Here is a 16,045-nt window from a genome sequence, read left to right as displayed (position 1 = left end):
ATGGCAGCATTGGCGTCCATGCGGGGCGCGATGTTGATCTGTGGAACGACCTCGGACGCGGGCAAGAGCGTCCTGGTGGCCGGCCTGTGCCGCTTCCTGGCACGCCAGGGCGTCGACGTCGTGCCGTTCAAGGCGCAGAACATGTCCAACAACTCCTTCGTCACACTGGACGGCGGGGAGATCGGCCGGGCCCAGGCGTTGCAGGCGCGCGCGGCGTTCAAGGAGCCGAGCGTGCGGTTCAACCCGGTGCTGCTCAAGCCGGGCAGCGACCGCACGTCCCAGGTGGTGGTGCTCGGTCAGGCCGTGGGCGAGGTGTCGGCGCTCAGCTACCGCGAGCGCAAGCGTGACCTGCTCGACACCGTTCTCTCCACTTTGGACTCACTGCGGGCCGGTCACGAGGTCGTCGTCTGCGAGGGAGCGGGTTCGCCCGCCGAGATCAACCTGCGCGCCGACGACATCGCGAACATGGGCCTGGCGACGCGCGCCGGCCTCCCGGTGCTGGTCGTCGGCGACATCGACCGCGGGGGTGTGTTCGCGCACCTCTTCGGCACGGTCGCGGTGCTGGACGCGGCCGACCAGGCGCTGGTCTCCGGCTTCGTCATCAACAAGTTCCGCGGCGACGAGCGCCTGCTCGAACCGGGGCTGCGCCAGCTCAGGGCGTTGACGGGACGACCGGTGCTCGGCGTGCTGCCGTGGCGGGAGGAGCTGTGGCTCGACGCCGAGGACTCGTTGTCCTACACCGCCGACGGCGTGGTCGGCAGGCCGCGTCCGCCGAGGCGGGACTGGCTGCGCGTGGCCGTGGTCAGGCTTCCGCGCATCTCCAACGCGACCGACGTCGAGGCGCTGGCCTGCGAGCCCGGTGTGTCCGTGCGGTTCGTGACCGAGCCGTCGCGGCTGGCGGACGCGGACCTGGTGGTGCTCCCCGGTTCCAAGGCCACCGTCGCCGACCTCGCCTGGTTGCGCGAAACCGGTCTGGCGGAGGCGGTCCGGCGGTTCACCGGACCGGTCCTCGGCATCTGCGGCGGCTTCCAGATGCTGGCGAAGAGCATCGAGGACGACGTGGAGTCCAAGCGCGGGAGGACCGACGGGCTGGGCCTGCTCGACGTCGACATCCGCTTCCAGCCGCGGAAGACCCTCGCCACGCCGTCGGGCACCGCGTGGGAGGAACCCGTCACCGGCTACGAGATCCACCACGGCCAGGTCGTCCGCAGCACCGAGGCCCCGCTCATCGGGGACGAGGGCGCGCAGGCGGACCGCGTCCTCGGCACGCACTGGCACGGCCTGCTGGAGAACGACGCCTTCCGCCGCCGGTTCCTGCGCTGGGCCGCCGAGCGCGCCGGCCGGGACTTCGAGCCGGAGGAGGTGAGCTTCCAGGCCGCCCGCGAGGCCCAGCTCGACCTGCTGGGCGACCTGGTCGCCGACCACCTCGACACGAAGGCCGTCATCGACCTGCTGGAACGAGGGGCTCCCGCCGGGCTTCCGCTCGTGCCGCCCGGCGCCCCGCGAGCTGCGGGATAGCCAGTCCCAGCAGCACGACCCCGCCGGCCGCGGTCCGCAGCACGGTCAGGTCCTCGCCGAGGAACGCCCACGCCGAGAACATGCCGAACACGGGCACCAGCAAGGAGAACGGCGCGACGACCGACGACTCGTACCGGCGCAGCAGGAACCCCCACACGCCGAAGCCCAGCAGCGTCGAGATCCACGCGACGTACCCGATCGCGCCCACGCCGGTCCAGTCCAGCCCGCCCAGCGCCGACAGGTCCTCGGTGAGGAAGGCGAGCAGGAACAAGGGCAGCACCGCCACCGCGCTCACCCACACCATGAACCGCAGCGTGTCGGCGGGCCGCGCGTACCGCATCAGCACGTTCGACACGCCCCAGCACGCCGCCGCGGCGACGACGAGCAGGAACCCGAGCAGCGGCGACGACATCCCGTAGTCCCACGCGATCAGCCCGATCCCGGCCACCGCCAGGCCGATCCCGGCGATCTGCACGGGCTTCGGCCGTTCCCGCAGCACGACCGCGGCGAACACCGCGGTGAAGATCACCTGGCTCTGCAGCACGAGGCTGGACAGGCCGGCCGGCATGCCCGCGTCGAGGCCGATGAACAGGAAGCTGAACTTCGCGACGCCCAGCACCAGCCCGACCGCGATGATCCAGCGCCACGGCACGGAGGGCCGCCCCACGAAGAAGATCGCGGGCACCGCCGCCGCGAGGAACCGCAGGGCGGAGAACAGGATCGGCGGGAACTCGTCGAGACCTGCCTTGAGCACGACGAAGTTGAAGCCCCAGATGGCGGCAACCAGCAGAGCGAGCAGGACGTGGCGGGGACTCATGCGCTCAAGCTTGCGGGTGCGAACTATTAAGCACCAGTTCCGGTTGCTTAGGCTTTGGCTTTAGCATCGCTACATGCTCGACTTGGGAAGGCTGAAGGCCCTGCACGCCGTCGCCGTGCACGGCACGGTGGGCGCCGCCGCGGACGTGCTCGGTTACACGCCGTCCGCGGTCTCGCAGCAGATCGCGAAACTCGAACGCGAAACCCGCACCACGCTGCTGGAACGCGCGGGCAGGGGCGTTCGCCTCACCGACGCGGCCCGCCTGCTCGCCGACACCGCGGGCCGGGTGCTGAAGCTCGTCGAGGAGGCCGAGGTGGCGCTGGAGGAGCAGCGCGGCGCCGCGATCGGCCGCCTCTGCATCGGCTCGTTCGCCACGGCCGCCCGCGGCCTGCTGCCGGACGTCCTGAGGGGCCTCATCGAGCACCACCCCGGCCTCGACGTGCGGCTCACGGAGATCGACCCGCCCTACGCCACCGGGGCCGTCGCCCGTGGCGAGCTCGACCTGGCGATCGTGCACGACTGGGCGAACACACCGCTGCCGGTGCCGGAGTCGCTGTCCCGCGCCTACCTCGGCGACGACGTCGCCGAGGTGCTGATCCCCGCCACGAACCCGTTGTCGCGCAGGGAGTTCCTCGAACCCGCCGACCTCGCCGGCGAGCGGTGGATCTGCCAGACGGAGGGGTCGATCTGCTTCGACTGGCTGGAGCGGACGTTCCACGGCGCGGGCATCGAACCGGTGGTGGCCTACCGCATCAGCGAGTACCGGACGCAGATCGCGTTGCTGGACAAGGGGATCGGGGTGGCGCTGATCCCACGGCTGGGCCGGGGGGAGGTGCCCGACGGCGTCAAAGCCGTGCCGCTGCGCCCCACGCCCACGCGGCGGCTGTACGCGGTGTGGCGGACCCAGGCCTCGCGCAGGCCCGCCATCACCGCGGCTCTCGACGTGATCAGGCAGGTGGCGCCTTAGGGTGCGACGACCACGTGCGCTTTCTTCGGTGCCATCACCTTCAGCACCGCCTTGGCCTCGCGGACCACGCCGGCCATGTCCTTCTTCGTCGTCTTGGAGTACGGCTCGATCGTGAGGGTCGCGGTGTCCTTGGTCTCCACCACGTTCCAGGTGCCGCGCAGGAACCCGTCCACGAGGAACGTCGGCGGGAACACCCCGTTGCGCACGGCGCCCCACCGCGAACGCGCCTCCTCGCTCATGATCCGGGTCCGGTCGGCGTGCCCCAGCAGCACGTTGTCGAACGCGGGCAGCAGCCGCGCGGGCGCCGGCACGTCCTCGGGCACGATCACGCCGTCGGGCACGTCCAGCAGCACCTTGCCGTCCTCGTTCTCGTACCGCACCAGGTCGAGCTCGGCCGCGTGCGCCTTGAGCCCGGTCAACCGCGACCAGGCCTGCATGTCCGCGAGCGTCGCCGGGCCGAACGCCCGCAGGTACCGCGTGATCAGCTCCGGCACGGCGGCCTCGGACGGCAGCTCCCTGCCGAGCCAGGTGGCCATCGCGACGTTCTGCGGCACCCCGCCGACGCCCCAGATCCCGCGCGGCGGGACCTGGACCATCGGCACCAGGAGCTGCGCCTGCGTCGACAGCTCGCGCGCCTTCGCCTCGGGGAAGTGCTCCTCCAGGTGCGCGCCGATCTCCGCGACGGTGCGCGGTTCGGTGTCGACGTACTCGCGGGTGATCCGCGCCAGCTCCGCCAGGTCGACCTCGACGCGGTGGGCCGGTGGCATCACGATCTTCGCCCACTTGTTCAGCTCGGGCTGCAACGCCGTGCGCATGAGGTAGACGTCGTCGGCCGAGATCAGGTGCAGCGTGCCGCGCCACAGCGTCATGCGCACCAGCGAGCGGTCGATGATGAGCTTGCTCAGCGCGTCGACCTGGTACGGCTTGAGCCGCGTCCACAGCGCGAGGTAGGGCGGGATCGGCGCCTGGGCCTGCAGGCCGCCGAGGTGCTCGACGGCCTGGACGATCGGCATGTCCGTGCGCTCCAGGAGGAGCTGCCGCGCCAGGAGCGTGCGGTTGAGGGTGCGGTGGGAAAGTGTTGTGCTCACAGTGATCCGAAGAACTTCCTGATGTCTTGGACCAGCAGGTCCGGCTCCTCCATCGCGGCGAAGTGGCCGCCGCGGTCGAACTCCGTCCAGTGCACGATCGACGGGATCATCTTCTCCGCCAGCGACCGCACCGGCAGGCTGAGGTCGTGCGGGAAGACCGCGACGCCGGTCGGCACCCTGCTGGGCTGCTGCTGCCCCCAGGCCGCGGCCTGTTCCTTGTAGAGCGCGGCCGACGAGCCCGCCGTGCCGGTGAACCAGTACACGGACACGTTGGTCAGCATCTGGTCGCGGTCCACCGCGTCCTCGGGCACGCCCTCGTTGTCCGTCCAGTCGTGGAACTTCTCCGCGATCCACGCGAGCTGCCCGACCGGGGAGTCGGTCAGGGCGTACGAGAGCGTGCGCGGCCGGGTGCGTTGCAGGTGCATGTAGCCCGAGAGTTCCTTCTGGTAGTGGTCCAGCGACTCCAGCGCGCGCATCTCCTCGGCCGACAGGTCGTTGACGCCCTGCGGCCGGAACGTCTGCAGCATGTTCACGTGCACGCCGGCGACCTGCTCGGGGAAGACCCTGCCGATCTCCTGCGCGATGCCGGAGCCCCAGTCCCCGCCCTGCGTGCCGTAGCGGTCGTAGCCCAGGCCCTCCATCAGCTTCGCGAACGCCCAGGCGACGCGCAGCACGTTCCAGCCGCGCTTCCCGACGGGTCCGGAGAACCCGAAACCGGGGATCGACGGGATCACCAGGTGGAAGTCCCGCGAAAGCGGCTCGATCACTTCCAGGAACTCGACGAACGAGCCCGGCCAGCCGTGGATCAGCAGCAACGGCAGCGCGTCGGGGTTCGGCGAGCGGACGTGCAGGAAGTGGACGCGCTGCCCGCTGATCTCGGTGGTGAACTGCGGGAAGGAGTTGAGCCGGTCCTCCTGGGCTCGCCAGTCGAACCCGGTCGCCCAGTGCTCGGCGAGCGGTCGCAGGTAGGTCAGGGGGACGCCGTAGGACCAGCCGACCCCCGGCAGGTCCTCCTCCGGCCACCTCGTGTTCGCGAGGCGGGAGCGGAGGTCGTCGACCTCGGCCTGCGGGATCTCGATGCGGAACGGCGTGATCTCCATGGCCCCCACGCTGTGAGCTCGTGCGGGCGCTTCCCGCCCGCGGTGCTAGCAGAACTTCTCGATCAGCTCCTCGAAGAACCCGCCCGCCTCGATCGCCGCCTTCTCCTGGTCACCGTCGCGGACCGCGTCCAGCAGCCCGGTGTGCGACACCTGGTCACTGCCGGGCTGGCTGGTGTCGACAGAGGCCGCCACCGAAGCTTTGACCGCCTCGGTCAAGCCCTGGTAGAGCCCGGCCAGGAGCGTGTTGTGCGAGCACTGCACGAGCAGCACGTGGAACGCGGTGTCGTGCTCGACCACCTCGGCCCACCGCTCGGCCGCCAGCGCGGCGTCGCGCTTGCCCAGCAGCTCGGTGAGACGCTCCAGTTCGGCATCGGTGCGGTGCTTCGCGGCCAGGCGCGCACCCTCCACCTCCAGCGTGCGGCGGACCTGGAGCACCTCCTTGAGCTCCGTTCCGCACATGCGGCGGACCGCGCCGGAGAGCTCGCTGGTCGCGCGGACGAACGTGCCGTCGCCCTGCCGCACCTCCAGCAGACCGGCGTGTGAGAGAGCGCGCACGGCCTCGCGGACCGTGTTCCTGCCCACCCCGAGCGCGGTGACCAGCTCCGGCTCGGGTGGGATGCGCTGTCCGACGGGCCACTCGCCGCTGGTGATCGCCCCTCTCATCTGGTCGATCACCTGGTCGACGAGACCCGTCCGTCGGGTAGTGGCCAACGGCACAGCGTCATCCTTTCATCCGAACATCCTACGTCTGCGATAGTGGGGCGCGTGACGATCCAGCAGACGACTTGTGCCGCACAGACTGCCACCGATCGGGGTCGCAGGGTGACGGTCGTCAAGAATCGTCACGTTCCGCTGGTCGGCTCCACGTTGCTCGCGATCGGGGTCGCCCTCGCTGCCGCGAATCTCCGGCCCGCGGTGACCAGTCTGGCCTCGGTGCTCGGTGATGTCCGTGCGGCCCTGGGGGTTTCGGCCGCTTGGACCAGTGCGCTGACCGCCGTTCCGGCGCTGTGCTTCGGCTTCGCGGCGTTCGCGGCGCCGTGGCTCGGCCGCCGCCTCGGCATGGCCCGCGCGATCGGCCTGTCCCTGGGGGTGCTCACGCTCGGCCTCGTGCTGCGCGTGATCGACGGTCCGTGGGTCGTGCTGGGCGGCACCTTCATCGCCTGCGCGGGCATCGCGGTGTCCAACGTGCTGATCCCCGTCGTGGTGAAGGCCTCCTTCCCCGGCAAGGTCGGCCTGATCACCGGTGTCTACACCGCGACGCTGTCCGCGGGCGCCGCGCTGGCCGCCGCCCTCACGCCCCGGCTGGAGGACTTCCTCGGCTCCTGGCGCCTCGCCGTCGGCGCGTGGGCGCTGCTGTCGGCCGGCGCGGTGGTCGTCTGGTTCGCCGGCGCGCGGCACGGGTCGGAAGCGTCGGTGGTGCGCTCGGCCGCGCCGGCCGAGCAGCGCTCGTTGCTGCGCAGCCCCTTGGCGTGGGTCATCACTGTGTTCTTCGGCCTGCAGTCGCTCTTCGCCTACACCGTCATGGGCTGGCTGCCCGCGATGCTCGTCGACTCCGGTGTGGACAGGAACACCGCCGGCATGCTGCTCGCGGTCTCGATGCTGCTCAGCGTGCCGGTGAGCCTCTTCGTGCCGCCGATCGCCGCCCGGTTCTCCAGCCAGGGGCCGATGGTGCTGGTGCTCGGCGTGCTGTCGTTCGCGGGCATGCTCGGGATGCTGGTGGCCCCGTCGGCGGCGCCCGGTCTGTGGGTGGTGCTGATCGGCTTCGGTATGGGCATGTTCCCGCTGGCCCTGCTGATCATGTCCCTGCGCACGAAGTCCACTTCGGACACCGCGAGGCTCTCCGCCATGGCGCAGAGCCTCGGTTACCTGATCGCGGCGTCCGGCCCGTTCGCGTTCGGCGTGCTGCGGGAGGCCACGGGTTCGTGGACGGTGTCCCTGGTGCTGCAACTGGTGCTGCTCGCCGCGCTGACGGCGCTGGGCATGATCTCCGGCCGGCCACGCTTCGTCTAGCCGGTCGGGGATCGAGAAGCTCGGCGCACGCGGCGGTCCTGGCGGTGCCCGGCCGTCGTGCTCGAACCGCCGGCGATGGCCGATGGGCTCACCGACTCGAAGCGCACCGCCGTCACCGAGATGATCGAGAACGGCTCGCACGCCTTCATCACCCTGCGCCCGTCCCGTGAGTGGCCGGTCGGAGCGTTGCTTTCACCGTTGCGCGGACGCCACCCCGGCGGCCCAGGAACGGGCGGCGCTCTCCGCGAGGGACTCCACCCGGCCCGCGTCGACGACGTGCTGCAGGTTGCCTTGCAGGACGAGCGTCGCGACGCCGTGCGCGAGCGACCACAGCTCCGCCGCCCTGTCCACGAGCTCCGCCGGGTCGAGGAACGGCCCCAGCGCCGCTTCGAGGAGGGCCTGCACGACGACGGCCTGCCGCATCAGGTCCTCGTGCCGCGACTTGTCGATCCCGCTGGCGAACATCGTCTCGAACCGCGCGGGGTCCTCCTGTGCGAAGCGGAGGTACGACACCGCGATCCACGCCGCCCGTGCCTCGAACGCCCGCTCATCCGGCAGGGAGGAGAAGCGCTCCCCGAGGGCGTGGAAGCCCACCAGCGCCGCGGCGGCGAGCATCGCTTCGCGGTCGCTGAAGTGGCGGTATGGCGCGGAACTCGAAACTCCGGCGCGGCGTGCCGCCTCGGACACGCTGAAACCCCGCGCGCCACGCTCCCGCACCAGCTCCGTCGTCGCCGCGAGCAGCGCGTTGCGCAGGTCCCCGTGGTGGTAGCCGCGTTTCGACTCCATGACCACCTCCAATGTTGCAGGCTCTCACATTGTCGGCGTAGCCTCCGATGTAAGAACCTCTCACATCAGATCGGGGCATCCCATGCGCTATGCGGGCACCACTGCGCTCATCACCGGGGCGAGCTCGGGCATCGGTGCCGAGTTCGCGCGGCGCTTCGCCCGGCGCGGCGCGGACCTCGTGCTGGTCGCCCGGCGGGCCGCGGCGCTCGACGCCCTCGCGGCGGAGATCCGCGCGGACACCGGCAGAACCGTGCACGTCGTCCCGTTCGACCTCACCGGTGATCGCAGCGGCCACCGCCTGGCCGAGCAGCTCCACGGGCTCGGTGTGGAGGTCGACACCGTGCTCAACTGCGCCGGTGTGGCTCACACCAAGCACTTCGCCGCTTCTTCCGAGGACGAGATCCGCGTGCAGCTGCGCGTGAACCTGGAAGCGGTGGTCGACATCTCCCGTGCGTTCCTGCCGCGGCTCACCGAGTCCGGCCGGGGCGCGTTGGTCAACGTCGCGAGCCTCACCGGGCACCTGTCGGTGCCGGGGATGGCGGTGTACGCGGCCTCGAAGGCGTTCGTCGTCCGGTTCACCGAGGCGCTCGCACACGAGACCCGCGGATCCGGTCTCACCGTGCTGGTCCTCTCCCCGGGACCGACCAGGACGGAGTTCTACGAGACCTCCGGCACGGCGGCCACCGGTGTCCGGTTCCAGACCTCCGCGCAGGTGGCCGACACCGCGTTCGACGCCCTGGACAGCAGGAGGCCACCCGTCGGCGTGATCTCCGGCAGCGTGAACCGGTGGGCCCGGCGGGTCGTCGCGGTGCTGCCCAAGCGGACGGCGCTGCGGCTCCTGGAGGCCGAACCCGTGCGCGGCTAGTTGCTCACGAACCCGCGGTGCAGCACCGTGAGCTGGTCGGCGAGGTAACGGGCCCACGCCTTCGCCCGCTCCAGGTCCGGTGCGGCACCGCCGAAGCTCACCGGCCCGTTGGCCCCGAGCCTGCGCACCATGCGCGTGACGTCGTTGGGCACCGGCGGAGTGCCGCGGTGGAACAACCACACCGGCGTGTGCTTCAGGACAACTCTGTGCCGCCGCACGAACCGGTGCGCGTCACGCGCGGCGGCGTCGCCCATGATCACGGCACCGAACCCGTGCAGCGTGCCGGCGGCGGCGATCGGGAGCACGGTGGCTCTCAGCCCGCAGCCGGCGAGCTCGGTGCCGATGACCCGGGCGATCTCGTCCGTGGCGGCGATCTTCGAGGTGTACGCGATGAGGACTTCGTCTGTCATCGCTGCATCGTGGACGGTTTCCCGGCGGCCGGACAGCGGCGGAAGTCCCGTCGTCGCGGGCCTTTCAGTCGAGCGGCAGGTTCAGCAGCGCGTTCTCGACGAGCTCGGGCATCGCCGGGTGGATCCAGTACTGCCCGCGCGCCATGGACCTCGCGTCGAGGCCGAAGCTCATCGCCTGGATGAGGGGCTGGATCACCGTCGACGCCTGCGGGCCGATGATGTGCGCGCCGAGCAGCTGCCCGGTGGCCGGGTCCGCGAGCAGCTTCGCGAAGCCGGTCGTGTCCTCCATCGCCCACCCGTACGCGATGCTCGCGTAGGCCTGGCTCGCGGTGACGTACCGGATGCCCTGCCGCTTGGCCTGTTCCTCGGTGAGACCGACGCTCGCGATCTGCGGGTTCGAGAACACGGCGGCCGGCACGAACCGGTGGTCGCTCTTGATCGGGTCGTCGGGGTGCAGCAGGTTGTGCTGGACCACGCGCGCCTCGTGGTTCGCCACGTGCTTGAGCTGGTAGTCGGAGCTGATGTCGCCCAGCGCGAAGATGTGCGACCGGCTGGTCCGCTGGAACTCGTCGACCTTGATCCGCCCGTCGGCGTGCAGCTCGACGCCGGCCTTGGTGACGTCGAGCAGGTCGGTGTTGGGCTGCCTGCCGACCGCGACGAGGAGGTGGGTCGCCTCGACGGTCTCCTCGCCGTCGGGGCCCTCCAGGTGCAGCTTCACCCCGGTCGCGGTCTTCTCGGCGCGGGTGGTCTTGCGCTGGAGGCGGACGTCCCACTTCGCCTTGGCGACCTGCGTGAAGCGCTCGGCGATCTCGGTGTCCTCGTGGCGCAGCAGCAGGTTCGAGCGGGCGATCATGGTGACCCGCACGCCGAAGCTGCTGAAGACGTGCGCGAACTCCGACGCGATGAACCCGCTGCCCACGATGATCAGGCTCTCGGGCAGCTCGTCGAGGCGCATGATGGTGTCGCTGGTGTGGAAACCGGTGGTGTCCAGGTCCGCGATGTCCGGGACCGTGGGGCGGCTGCCCGCGGCGATCACGACGCGGTCGGCGGTGATGGTCTCGCCGGTGCCCGTGTCGATGGTGTGGTCGTCCACGAACTTCGCCGTGCCCTCGTAGACGGTCACGTTCGCGTTCTCGTTGGCGCGCCAGTTGCGGCCGCCTTCCGCGATCGGGTCGATGCGGTTGAAGATGCGGTCGCGGATCTCCGGCCAGTGCACCGCGTCCGTGTGGGCGTCCACACCCAGCTTCTTCGCGTTGGCCGGGGCTGCGGCCTGGTCGGCGGTGTGGACGAACATCTTGGTGGGGATGCAGCCCACGTTCAGGCAGGTGCCGCCGAAGGTGCCCTTCTCGAGGATGGCGATCTGCCAGTCCGAGGTGGCGTCGTTCGGGATGCTGTTGCCGGAGCCGGTGCCGATGATGACCAGGTCGAAGTGCCTCACGTGTCGATCCAACCACTTCCGCCCTGGTGGTGTTCCCTTCTTGGTGTCGCGCGGGCCTCACGGGTCCCGCCGCCGCGGAGGCGGGTACGGCTCCGCGGCGGCCTGGGTACCCGCCTAGTGCTGGTAGGTCGGGGTGATGATCGCCCTGGCCAGGGTGTGGAAGGCCAGGTTGAAGCTCACCACCGCCGGGGACGCGTCGCCGTCCACGTCGAGCGCGTCCACGTCGACGGCGTGCACCACGAAGTAGTAGCGGTGCGGGTGGTCCCCCTGGGGCGGGGCGGCGCCGCCGAAGGCACGGGTGCCGTAGTCGGAGCGGACGTGGAAGGCGTCGCCCGGCAGCGTGGCGTCGGACGCTCCCGCGCCGGTGTCCAGCGAGGTGGTGTCCGCGGGGATGTTCACGGCCACCCAGTGCCAGAAGCCGGAGGGGGTGGGGGCATCCGGGTCGAAGCAGGTGACCACGAAGCTCCGGGTCTGCTCGGGGAAGCCGGACCAGGAGAGCTGGGGTGAGGTGTTGCCGCCTTCGAAGACCTGCGCTTCGGGGAGCTGCTCGCCGTCGCGCACGTCCGTGGAGGTGACGGTGAAGGTGCCCACCCGCGGGAGCAGCCGGTAGGGGTCGGGAGCGACTGGGCGCTCGAGGCTCATGGAACTCCTCCTTCTTGTGATCAGTCCGACCCTAACGCCGGGCAACCGCGCGGGCCCGCGCGGCGTCTTCGGGGTGAAGGGGGAGTTCGATGTTCAAGTTGCGGCTCTGTGCTGCGTTCTTGCTGGTGGCCGGTGCCGTGGCGTGCGGGCAGCCCGCCGGGGAACCGGCTGGGCCGGTGCTGACCACCTCGGCGCCGCCGGCGGCCACCACCCCGGCCGAGCGGCCCCAGCGGATGTTCGAGCCGCCGTACCCGTACGGGACCGTGCAGGCCAAGGCGCCGGCGGTCGTGGACGGGATGGTGCCCGTTGTCACGCACATCCCGGTCGACAAGCCGTACGTGTTCATCACCGTCGACGACGGCGCCGTGCAGCACCCGAAGGCCCGCGAGCTGATGATCCAGGCGGGTGTGTGGCCGACGGTGTTCCTCAACACGAAGTACGCCGAAGGGCACAAGGACTACTTCAAGGCCCTGCCCGTCACCGTCCACAGCCACACGACCAGCCACCCCAACCTGCTCGGCAGGCCGTACGAGTTCCAGAGGAACGAGATCTGCGGGAACGCCGACTTCCTCACGGCCGAGTACGGCAGGCGGCCGACGTTGTTCCGGCCGCCGTTCGGCAACTTCGACGCCACCACGCGGCAGGCGGCGGCGGGCTGCGGCTTCAAGGCGCTGGTGAACTGGACCGCCGCGGTCAACGACGGGCGCGTGCAGTTCCAGGCCGGTGATCGGCTGAAGGCCGGTGACATCGTGCTGATGCACTTTCGGACAACGTTCGCCGAAGACTTCACGGCGTTCCTGAACCGCGCTAAGCAGGACGGGCTGACCCCGGTGCCACTGGAGGACTTCCTGGGGTAGCGGAACTGTGAAGAGGGGGCTTCATGAAGGGTTTTCTCGCTGTGCTCGTCGCCGCGGTCATGGCGGCGGTGGCGGTTCCCGGCGCGTCGGCCGCGGTGGGGAGCGAGCTGACGGCCATCACCACCGAGCGGCACGCCACGTTCGACCGGGTCGTCTTCACCTTGTCCGGTGAGCGGCCGTCCGTCACGGACTCCCGCGCCACCGGGCTGGAGGGGTGCGGGTCCGGCAAGCCGATCGCGGCCAAGGGGGCGGAGTTCGTCGTGGTGGGCATGTGGGGTGCGAACGCCCACGCGTACACCGGGCCGCGTTCGTTCGAGACGCCGGGACTGGGCAACGTCCGGAGCGTCACCGGCACCTGCGACTTCGAGGCGCACCTCGAGTTCGGGATCGGGATCGGGACGAAGGGGTCGGCGTACCGGGTGTCGGTCCTGGACGCCCCGGTCCGCGTCGTGGTCGACATCAGCCACTGACGCAACTGTGGCCTGAGTCACACGTCTAACTGGGCACCAGAGAAGCCCTGAGAGGGGGCGTACGAGATGAACAGACGTCTTGCCGCGGTGCTGCTGGCGGTGCTGTCGGTCTTCACGTTCATCCCGATGGCGTCGGCGCAGAGCACGCCGACGCTGTCGAACATCCGCACCGGCCAGCAGGCCGGGTTCAGCCGCGTGGTGCTGGACCTGTCCGCGCTGCCGGCGGAACACCGGAGCAGCGAGGTCGCCAGCGTCTCGCACTGCGCGTCCGGCGACCCGATCACCGTCGCGGGCGGTGACGTCCGGGAGATCCTGCACGTCACGTTGATCGGCGCCGCCGCGCACGACGACAACGGGAACCCGACCTACCTCGGGTCGCGGAACTTCGCGACCCCCGGGCTCAGCCACGTCCGCGGGGTCGCGCTCACGTGCGACTTCGAGGCCACGCTGGGTGTCGCCGTCGGGTACAGCAACACCTACTCGTGGCACCGGGTCTTCACGCTGACGAACCCGAGCCGGGTCGTCATCGACATCGGCCTGTAGCGACGGAAAACCTCGTGGGGGCGGCAGTCGCCGCTGCTGCCCCCACGAGGGTCCTGGCCGGGACCGTCACGCCGCGACGGTGGTGGCGGCGGTCTCCTCCGACAACGCGTGCTCGAGCACCTCCGCGACGTCCGAGACGAAGTGCACGGTCAGCTGCTCGCGCACCGACTCGGGCACGTCCTCCAGGTCCGGCTCGTTGCGCTGGGGCAGCAGCACGGTCGTGATGCCGGCGCGGTGGGCGGCGAGCAGCTTCTGCTTCACGCCGCCGATCGGCAGCACCCGGCCGGTCAGCGAGATCTCACCCGTCATCGCCACGTCCGAGCGCACCGGGCGGCCGGACAGCAGCGACGCCAGCGCCGTCGTCATCGTGACGCCCGCGGACGGGCCGTCCTTCGGCACCGCGCCCGCCGGGACGTGGATGTGCACTCCCCGGTCGGCCAGCGCCTCGGCCTTGTCGTCGTGCGAACGCAGGTAGGACAACGCGATCTGCGCGGACTCCTTCATCACGTCGCCGAGCTGGCCGGTCAGCGTGACGCCGGTCGAGCCGGTGCCCTTCGGGGCCAGCGAGGCTTCGATGAACAGCACGTCGCCACCGACGCCCGTGACGGCGAGGCCCGTCGCCACACCGGGAACCGAGGTGCGCTCGGCCGACTCCGGCGTGTTCTTCGGGCTGCCCAGGTACGACTTGAGCGACGGCTGGTCGACCGTGATCGGCAGTTCGGCGTCGCCGAGCGCCACCTTCGCGGTCACCTTGCGCAGGATCCGCGCGAGGGCCCGTTCGAGCTGCCGCACACCGGCTTCCCGCGTGTACTCGCCCGCGAGCTGGTGCAGGGCGGGCTCGTCGAACGTGACGTCCTCCGGCGTGAGGCCGGCGCGTTCGATCTGGCGGGGCAGCAGGTGCCCTGCCGCGATGGTGACCTTCTCGTCCTCGGTGTAGCCGTCGAGCTGCACCAGTTCCATGCGGTCGAGCAACGGCGCCGGGATCGACTCCAGGACGTTCGCGGTCGCGAGGAACACCACGTCCGAGAGGTCGAGCTCGACCTCCAGGTAGTGGTCGCGGAACGTGTGGTTCTGCGCGGGGTCGAGCACCTCGAGCAACGCCGCCGTGGGGTCGCCGCGGTAGTCGGAGCCGACCTTGTCGATCTCGTCGAGCAGCACGACCGGGTTCATCGAGCCGGCCTCGCTGATCGCGCGGACGATCCGGCCCGGCAGCGCGCCGACGTACGTGCGGCGGTGACCGCGGATCTCGGCCTCGTCGCGCACACCGCCCAAAGCGACGCGCACGAACTTGCGGCCCATCGCCCGCGCCACGGACTCGCCGAGCGAGGTCTTGCCGACACCGGGAGGACCGACGAGCGCGAGCACGGCGCCGGAACGACGCCCGCCGACGACGCCCATGCCGCGGTCGGCCCGGCGCTTGCGCACGGCCAGGTACTCGGTGATGCGCTGCTTCACGTCGTCCAGACCGGCGTGGTCGGCGTCGAGCACCTCGCGCGCGGCCTTGATGTCGTAGGAGTCCTCGGTGCGGGAGTTCCACGGCATCTCGAGGACGGTGTCGAGCCACGTCCGGATCCAGCCGACCTCGGGGGACTGCTCCGAGGTGCGCTCCAGCTTGTCGACCTCGGCGAGCGCGGCCTTGAGGACCTTCTCCGGCAGCTCGGCGGCCTCGACGCGGGCCCGGTAGTCCTCCTGCTCGGTGGCGGGCTTGCCGTCGAGCTCGGCCAGCTCCTTGCGGATCGCGGCCATCTGCTGGCGCAGCAGGAACTCCCGCTGCTGCTTCTCGACGCCTTCCTTGACGTCCTTCGCGATCGTCTCGTTGACGTCGAGCTCGGTCAGGTGCGCCTGGCCCCACTCCACCAGCTTCTCCAGCCGCGTGGTGACGTCGCTCGTCTCCAGCAGCCAGATCTTCTGCTTCTCGTCGAGGTAGGAGGCGTAGCCCGCGAGGTCGGCCAGCGCCGACGGGTCGCTGATCTGCTGCACCGAGTCGACCATCTGCCACGCGCCGCGCGTTTGCAGGATGTTCGTCACGAGCGCGCGGTACTGCTTCGCGAGCTCGCGGGTCCGGTCGGTGATCTCCGACTCGTCCGCGATCGTCGCGTTGACCCACAGCGCCGCGCCCGGCCCCGTGGTGCCCGTGCCGATGCGCACGCGCTTGGTGCCGCGCACGACGGCGGCGCGCTCACCGCCCGGTAGGCGGCCCACCTGTTCGATCTCGGCCAGCGTGCCGACCGAGGCGTACTTGCCGTCCAGCCGTGGGACGAGCAGCACCTGCTGATTTCCTGAAGATGTCTCTGCGGCCGTCGCGGCGTCGACGGCCGCACGGGCCTCGGCGCTGGCGTCCGCACCGGAGATGCGGATCGGCACCACCATGCCGGGCAGCACCACAACGTCGTCCAGCGGCAGTACCGGCAGGGCCAACGTCTCGCCCATCACATCACCCTCCAAAGTTGAGTCTGTACCGCTCAACCAACTGGAGCCTGGTGGTGTTCCCCCGAGGTGTTCGCTGTCAGCGAGCAGCCCCGATAGGCCGACAC

Annotated in this window: 16 protein-coding genes; 7 read left to right on the top strand and 9 right to left on the bottom strand. The window is 70.6% G+C overall.

Annotated features, from left to right (window positions below):
• Positions 1-18: 18 nt before the first annotated feature.
• Complete coding sequence (locus BMW88_RS38790; protein WP_089961550.1) at positions 19-1,518, top strand: cobyric acid synthase; 1,500 nt, start codon at positions 19-21, stop codon at positions 1,516-1,518.
• Here BMW88_RS38790 and BMW88_RS38785 read toward each other — a convergent pair.
• Positions 1,442-2,335: an EamA family transporter gene (locus tag BMW88_RS38785; RefSeq protein ID WP_089961546.1), complete on the bottom strand. Its 894-nt coding sequence runs from the start codon at positions 2,333-2,335 to the stop codon at positions 1,442-1,444. The two genes, BMW88_RS38790 and BMW88_RS38785, sit on opposite strands and share 77 nt — an antisense overlap.
• A gap of 73 nt (positions 2,336-2,408) precedes the next feature.
• Between BMW88_RS38785 and BMW88_RS38780 the strand changes: the two genes are divergently transcribed.
• Complete coding sequence (locus tag BMW88_RS38780) at positions 2,409-3,302, top strand: LysR family transcriptional regulator (protein ID WP_089961542.1); 894 nt, start codon at positions 2,409-2,411, stop codon at positions 3,300-3,302.
• Here BMW88_RS38780 and BMW88_RS38775 read toward each other — a convergent pair.
• From BMW88_RS38775 to BMW88_RS38765, 3 genes are read right to left on the bottom strand one after another with little or no spacing between them, the layout of a single operon-like run.
• Entirely contained in the window at positions 3,299-4,390 is a 1,092-nt protein-coding gene (locus tag BMW88_RS38775) for a winged helix DNA-binding domain-containing protein (protein WP_089961538.1), read from the bottom strand. The two genes, BMW88_RS38780 and BMW88_RS38775, sit on opposite strands and share 4 nt — an antisense overlap.
• Positions 4,387-5,490, bottom strand: a complete 1,104-nt coding sequence (locus BMW88_RS38770; protein ID WP_177221635.1) for an epoxide hydrolase family protein — start codon at positions 5,488-5,490, stop codon at positions 4,387-4,389. Before BMW88_RS38770 ends, BMW88_RS38775 begins: the two co-directional genes overlap by 4 nt.
• A 45-nt stretch (positions 5,491-5,535) precedes the next feature.
• A complete protein-coding gene (locus BMW88_RS38765; protein ID WP_089961534.1) occupies positions 5,536-6,207 on the bottom strand; it encodes a FadR/GntR family transcriptional regulator in 672 nt (223 codons plus the stop codon).
• Between the two features lie 105 nt (positions 6,208-6,312).
• Between BMW88_RS38765 and BMW88_RS38760 the strand changes: the two genes are divergently transcribed.
• Positions 6,313-7,500: an MFS transporter gene (locus tag BMW88_RS38760; RefSeq protein ID WP_245778359.1), complete on the top strand. Its 1,188-nt coding sequence runs from the start codon at positions 6,313-6,315 to the stop codon at positions 7,498-7,500.
• 192 nt (positions 7,501-7,692) lie between these two features.
• Here the strand turns inward: BMW88_RS38760 and BMW88_RS38755 are convergent, their stop codons facing one another.
• Positions 7,693-8,286, bottom strand: coding sequence for a TetR/AcrR family transcriptional regulator (locus tag BMW88_RS38755; protein ID WP_089961527.1), 594 nt, complete (start codon positions 8,284-8,286; stop codon positions 7,693-7,695).
• 82 nt (positions 8,287-8,368) lie between these two features.
• Between BMW88_RS38755 and BMW88_RS38750 the strand changes: the two genes are divergently transcribed.
• On the top strand, positions 8,369-9,151 hold the full coding sequence (locus tag BMW88_RS38750) for an SDR family NAD(P)-dependent oxidoreductase (protein ID WP_089961524.1): 783 nt from the start codon (positions 8,369-8,371) through the stop codon (positions 9,149-9,151).
• Here BMW88_RS38750 and BMW88_RS38745 read toward each other — a convergent pair.
• From BMW88_RS38745 to BMW88_RS38735, 3 genes are all read right to left on the bottom strand, one after another.
• Positions 9,148-9,561, bottom strand: coding sequence for an NADPH-dependent FMN reductase family protein (locus tag BMW88_RS38745; protein WP_089961521.1), 414 nt, complete (start codon positions 9,559-9,561; stop codon positions 9,148-9,150). The two genes, BMW88_RS38750 and BMW88_RS38745, sit on opposite strands and share 4 nt — an antisense overlap.
• Positions 9,562-9,625: 64 nt before the next feature.
• Positions 9,626-10,999, bottom strand: a complete 1,374-nt coding sequence (locus tag BMW88_RS38740; RefSeq protein ID WP_089961517.1) for a mycothione reductase — start codon at positions 10,997-10,999, stop codon at positions 9,626-9,628.
• Between the two features lie 114 nt (positions 11,000-11,113).
• Positions 11,114-11,641 carry a YbhB/YbcL family Raf kinase inhibitor-like protein gene (locus BMW88_RS38735; RefSeq protein WP_089961516.1) on the bottom strand — a complete coding sequence of 176 codons (528 nt, stop codon included), beginning with the start codon at positions 11,639-11,641 and terminating at the stop codon, positions 11,114-11,116.
• Positions 11,642-11,730: 89 nt separating this feature from the next.
• On the opposite strand from BMW88_RS38735, the gene BMW88_RS38730 reads away from it, so the two are divergent.
• From BMW88_RS38730 to BMW88_RS38720, 3 genes are all read left to right on the top strand, one after another.
• Positions 11,731-12,498: a polysaccharide deacetylase family protein gene (locus BMW88_RS38730; protein WP_245778358.1), complete on the top strand. Its 768-nt coding sequence runs from the start codon at positions 11,731-11,733 to the stop codon at positions 12,496-12,498.
• A 23-nt stretch (positions 12,499-12,521) separates the two neighbouring features.
• Positions 12,522-12,968 carry an AMIN-like domain-containing (lipo)protein gene (locus BMW88_RS38725; protein ID WP_143116468.1) on the top strand — a complete coding sequence of 149 codons (447 nt, stop codon included), beginning with the start codon at positions 12,522-12,524 and terminating at the stop codon, positions 12,966-12,968.
• A 66-nt stretch (positions 12,969-13,034) separates the two neighbouring features.
• Positions 13,035-13,511, top strand: a complete 477-nt coding sequence (locus BMW88_RS38720; protein ID WP_143116467.1) for an AMIN-like domain-containing (lipo)protein — start codon at positions 13,035-13,037, stop codon at positions 13,509-13,511.
• 66 nt (positions 13,512-13,577) lie between these two features.
• On the opposite strand, the gene lon is transcribed toward BMW88_RS38720, so the two are convergent.
• Positions 13,578-15,941 carry an endopeptidase La gene (gene lon / locus BMW88_RS38715; RefSeq protein WP_089961511.1) on the bottom strand — a complete coding sequence of 788 codons (2,364 nt, stop codon included), beginning with the start codon at positions 15,939-15,941 and terminating at the stop codon, positions 13,578-13,580.
• Between the last annotated feature and the right edge of the window lie 104 nt (positions 15,942-16,045).

The sequence above is a fragment of the Lentzea xinjiangensis genome, assembly GCF_900110955.1.
Classification (GTDB): domain Bacteria; phylum Actinomycetota; class Actinomycetes; order Mycobacteriales; family Pseudonocardiaceae; genus Lentzea; species Lentzea xinjiangensis.
The sequence above is the reverse complement of the archived record's forward strand: the minus strand, read 5'-3'. Positions and strand labels throughout refer to the sequence as shown.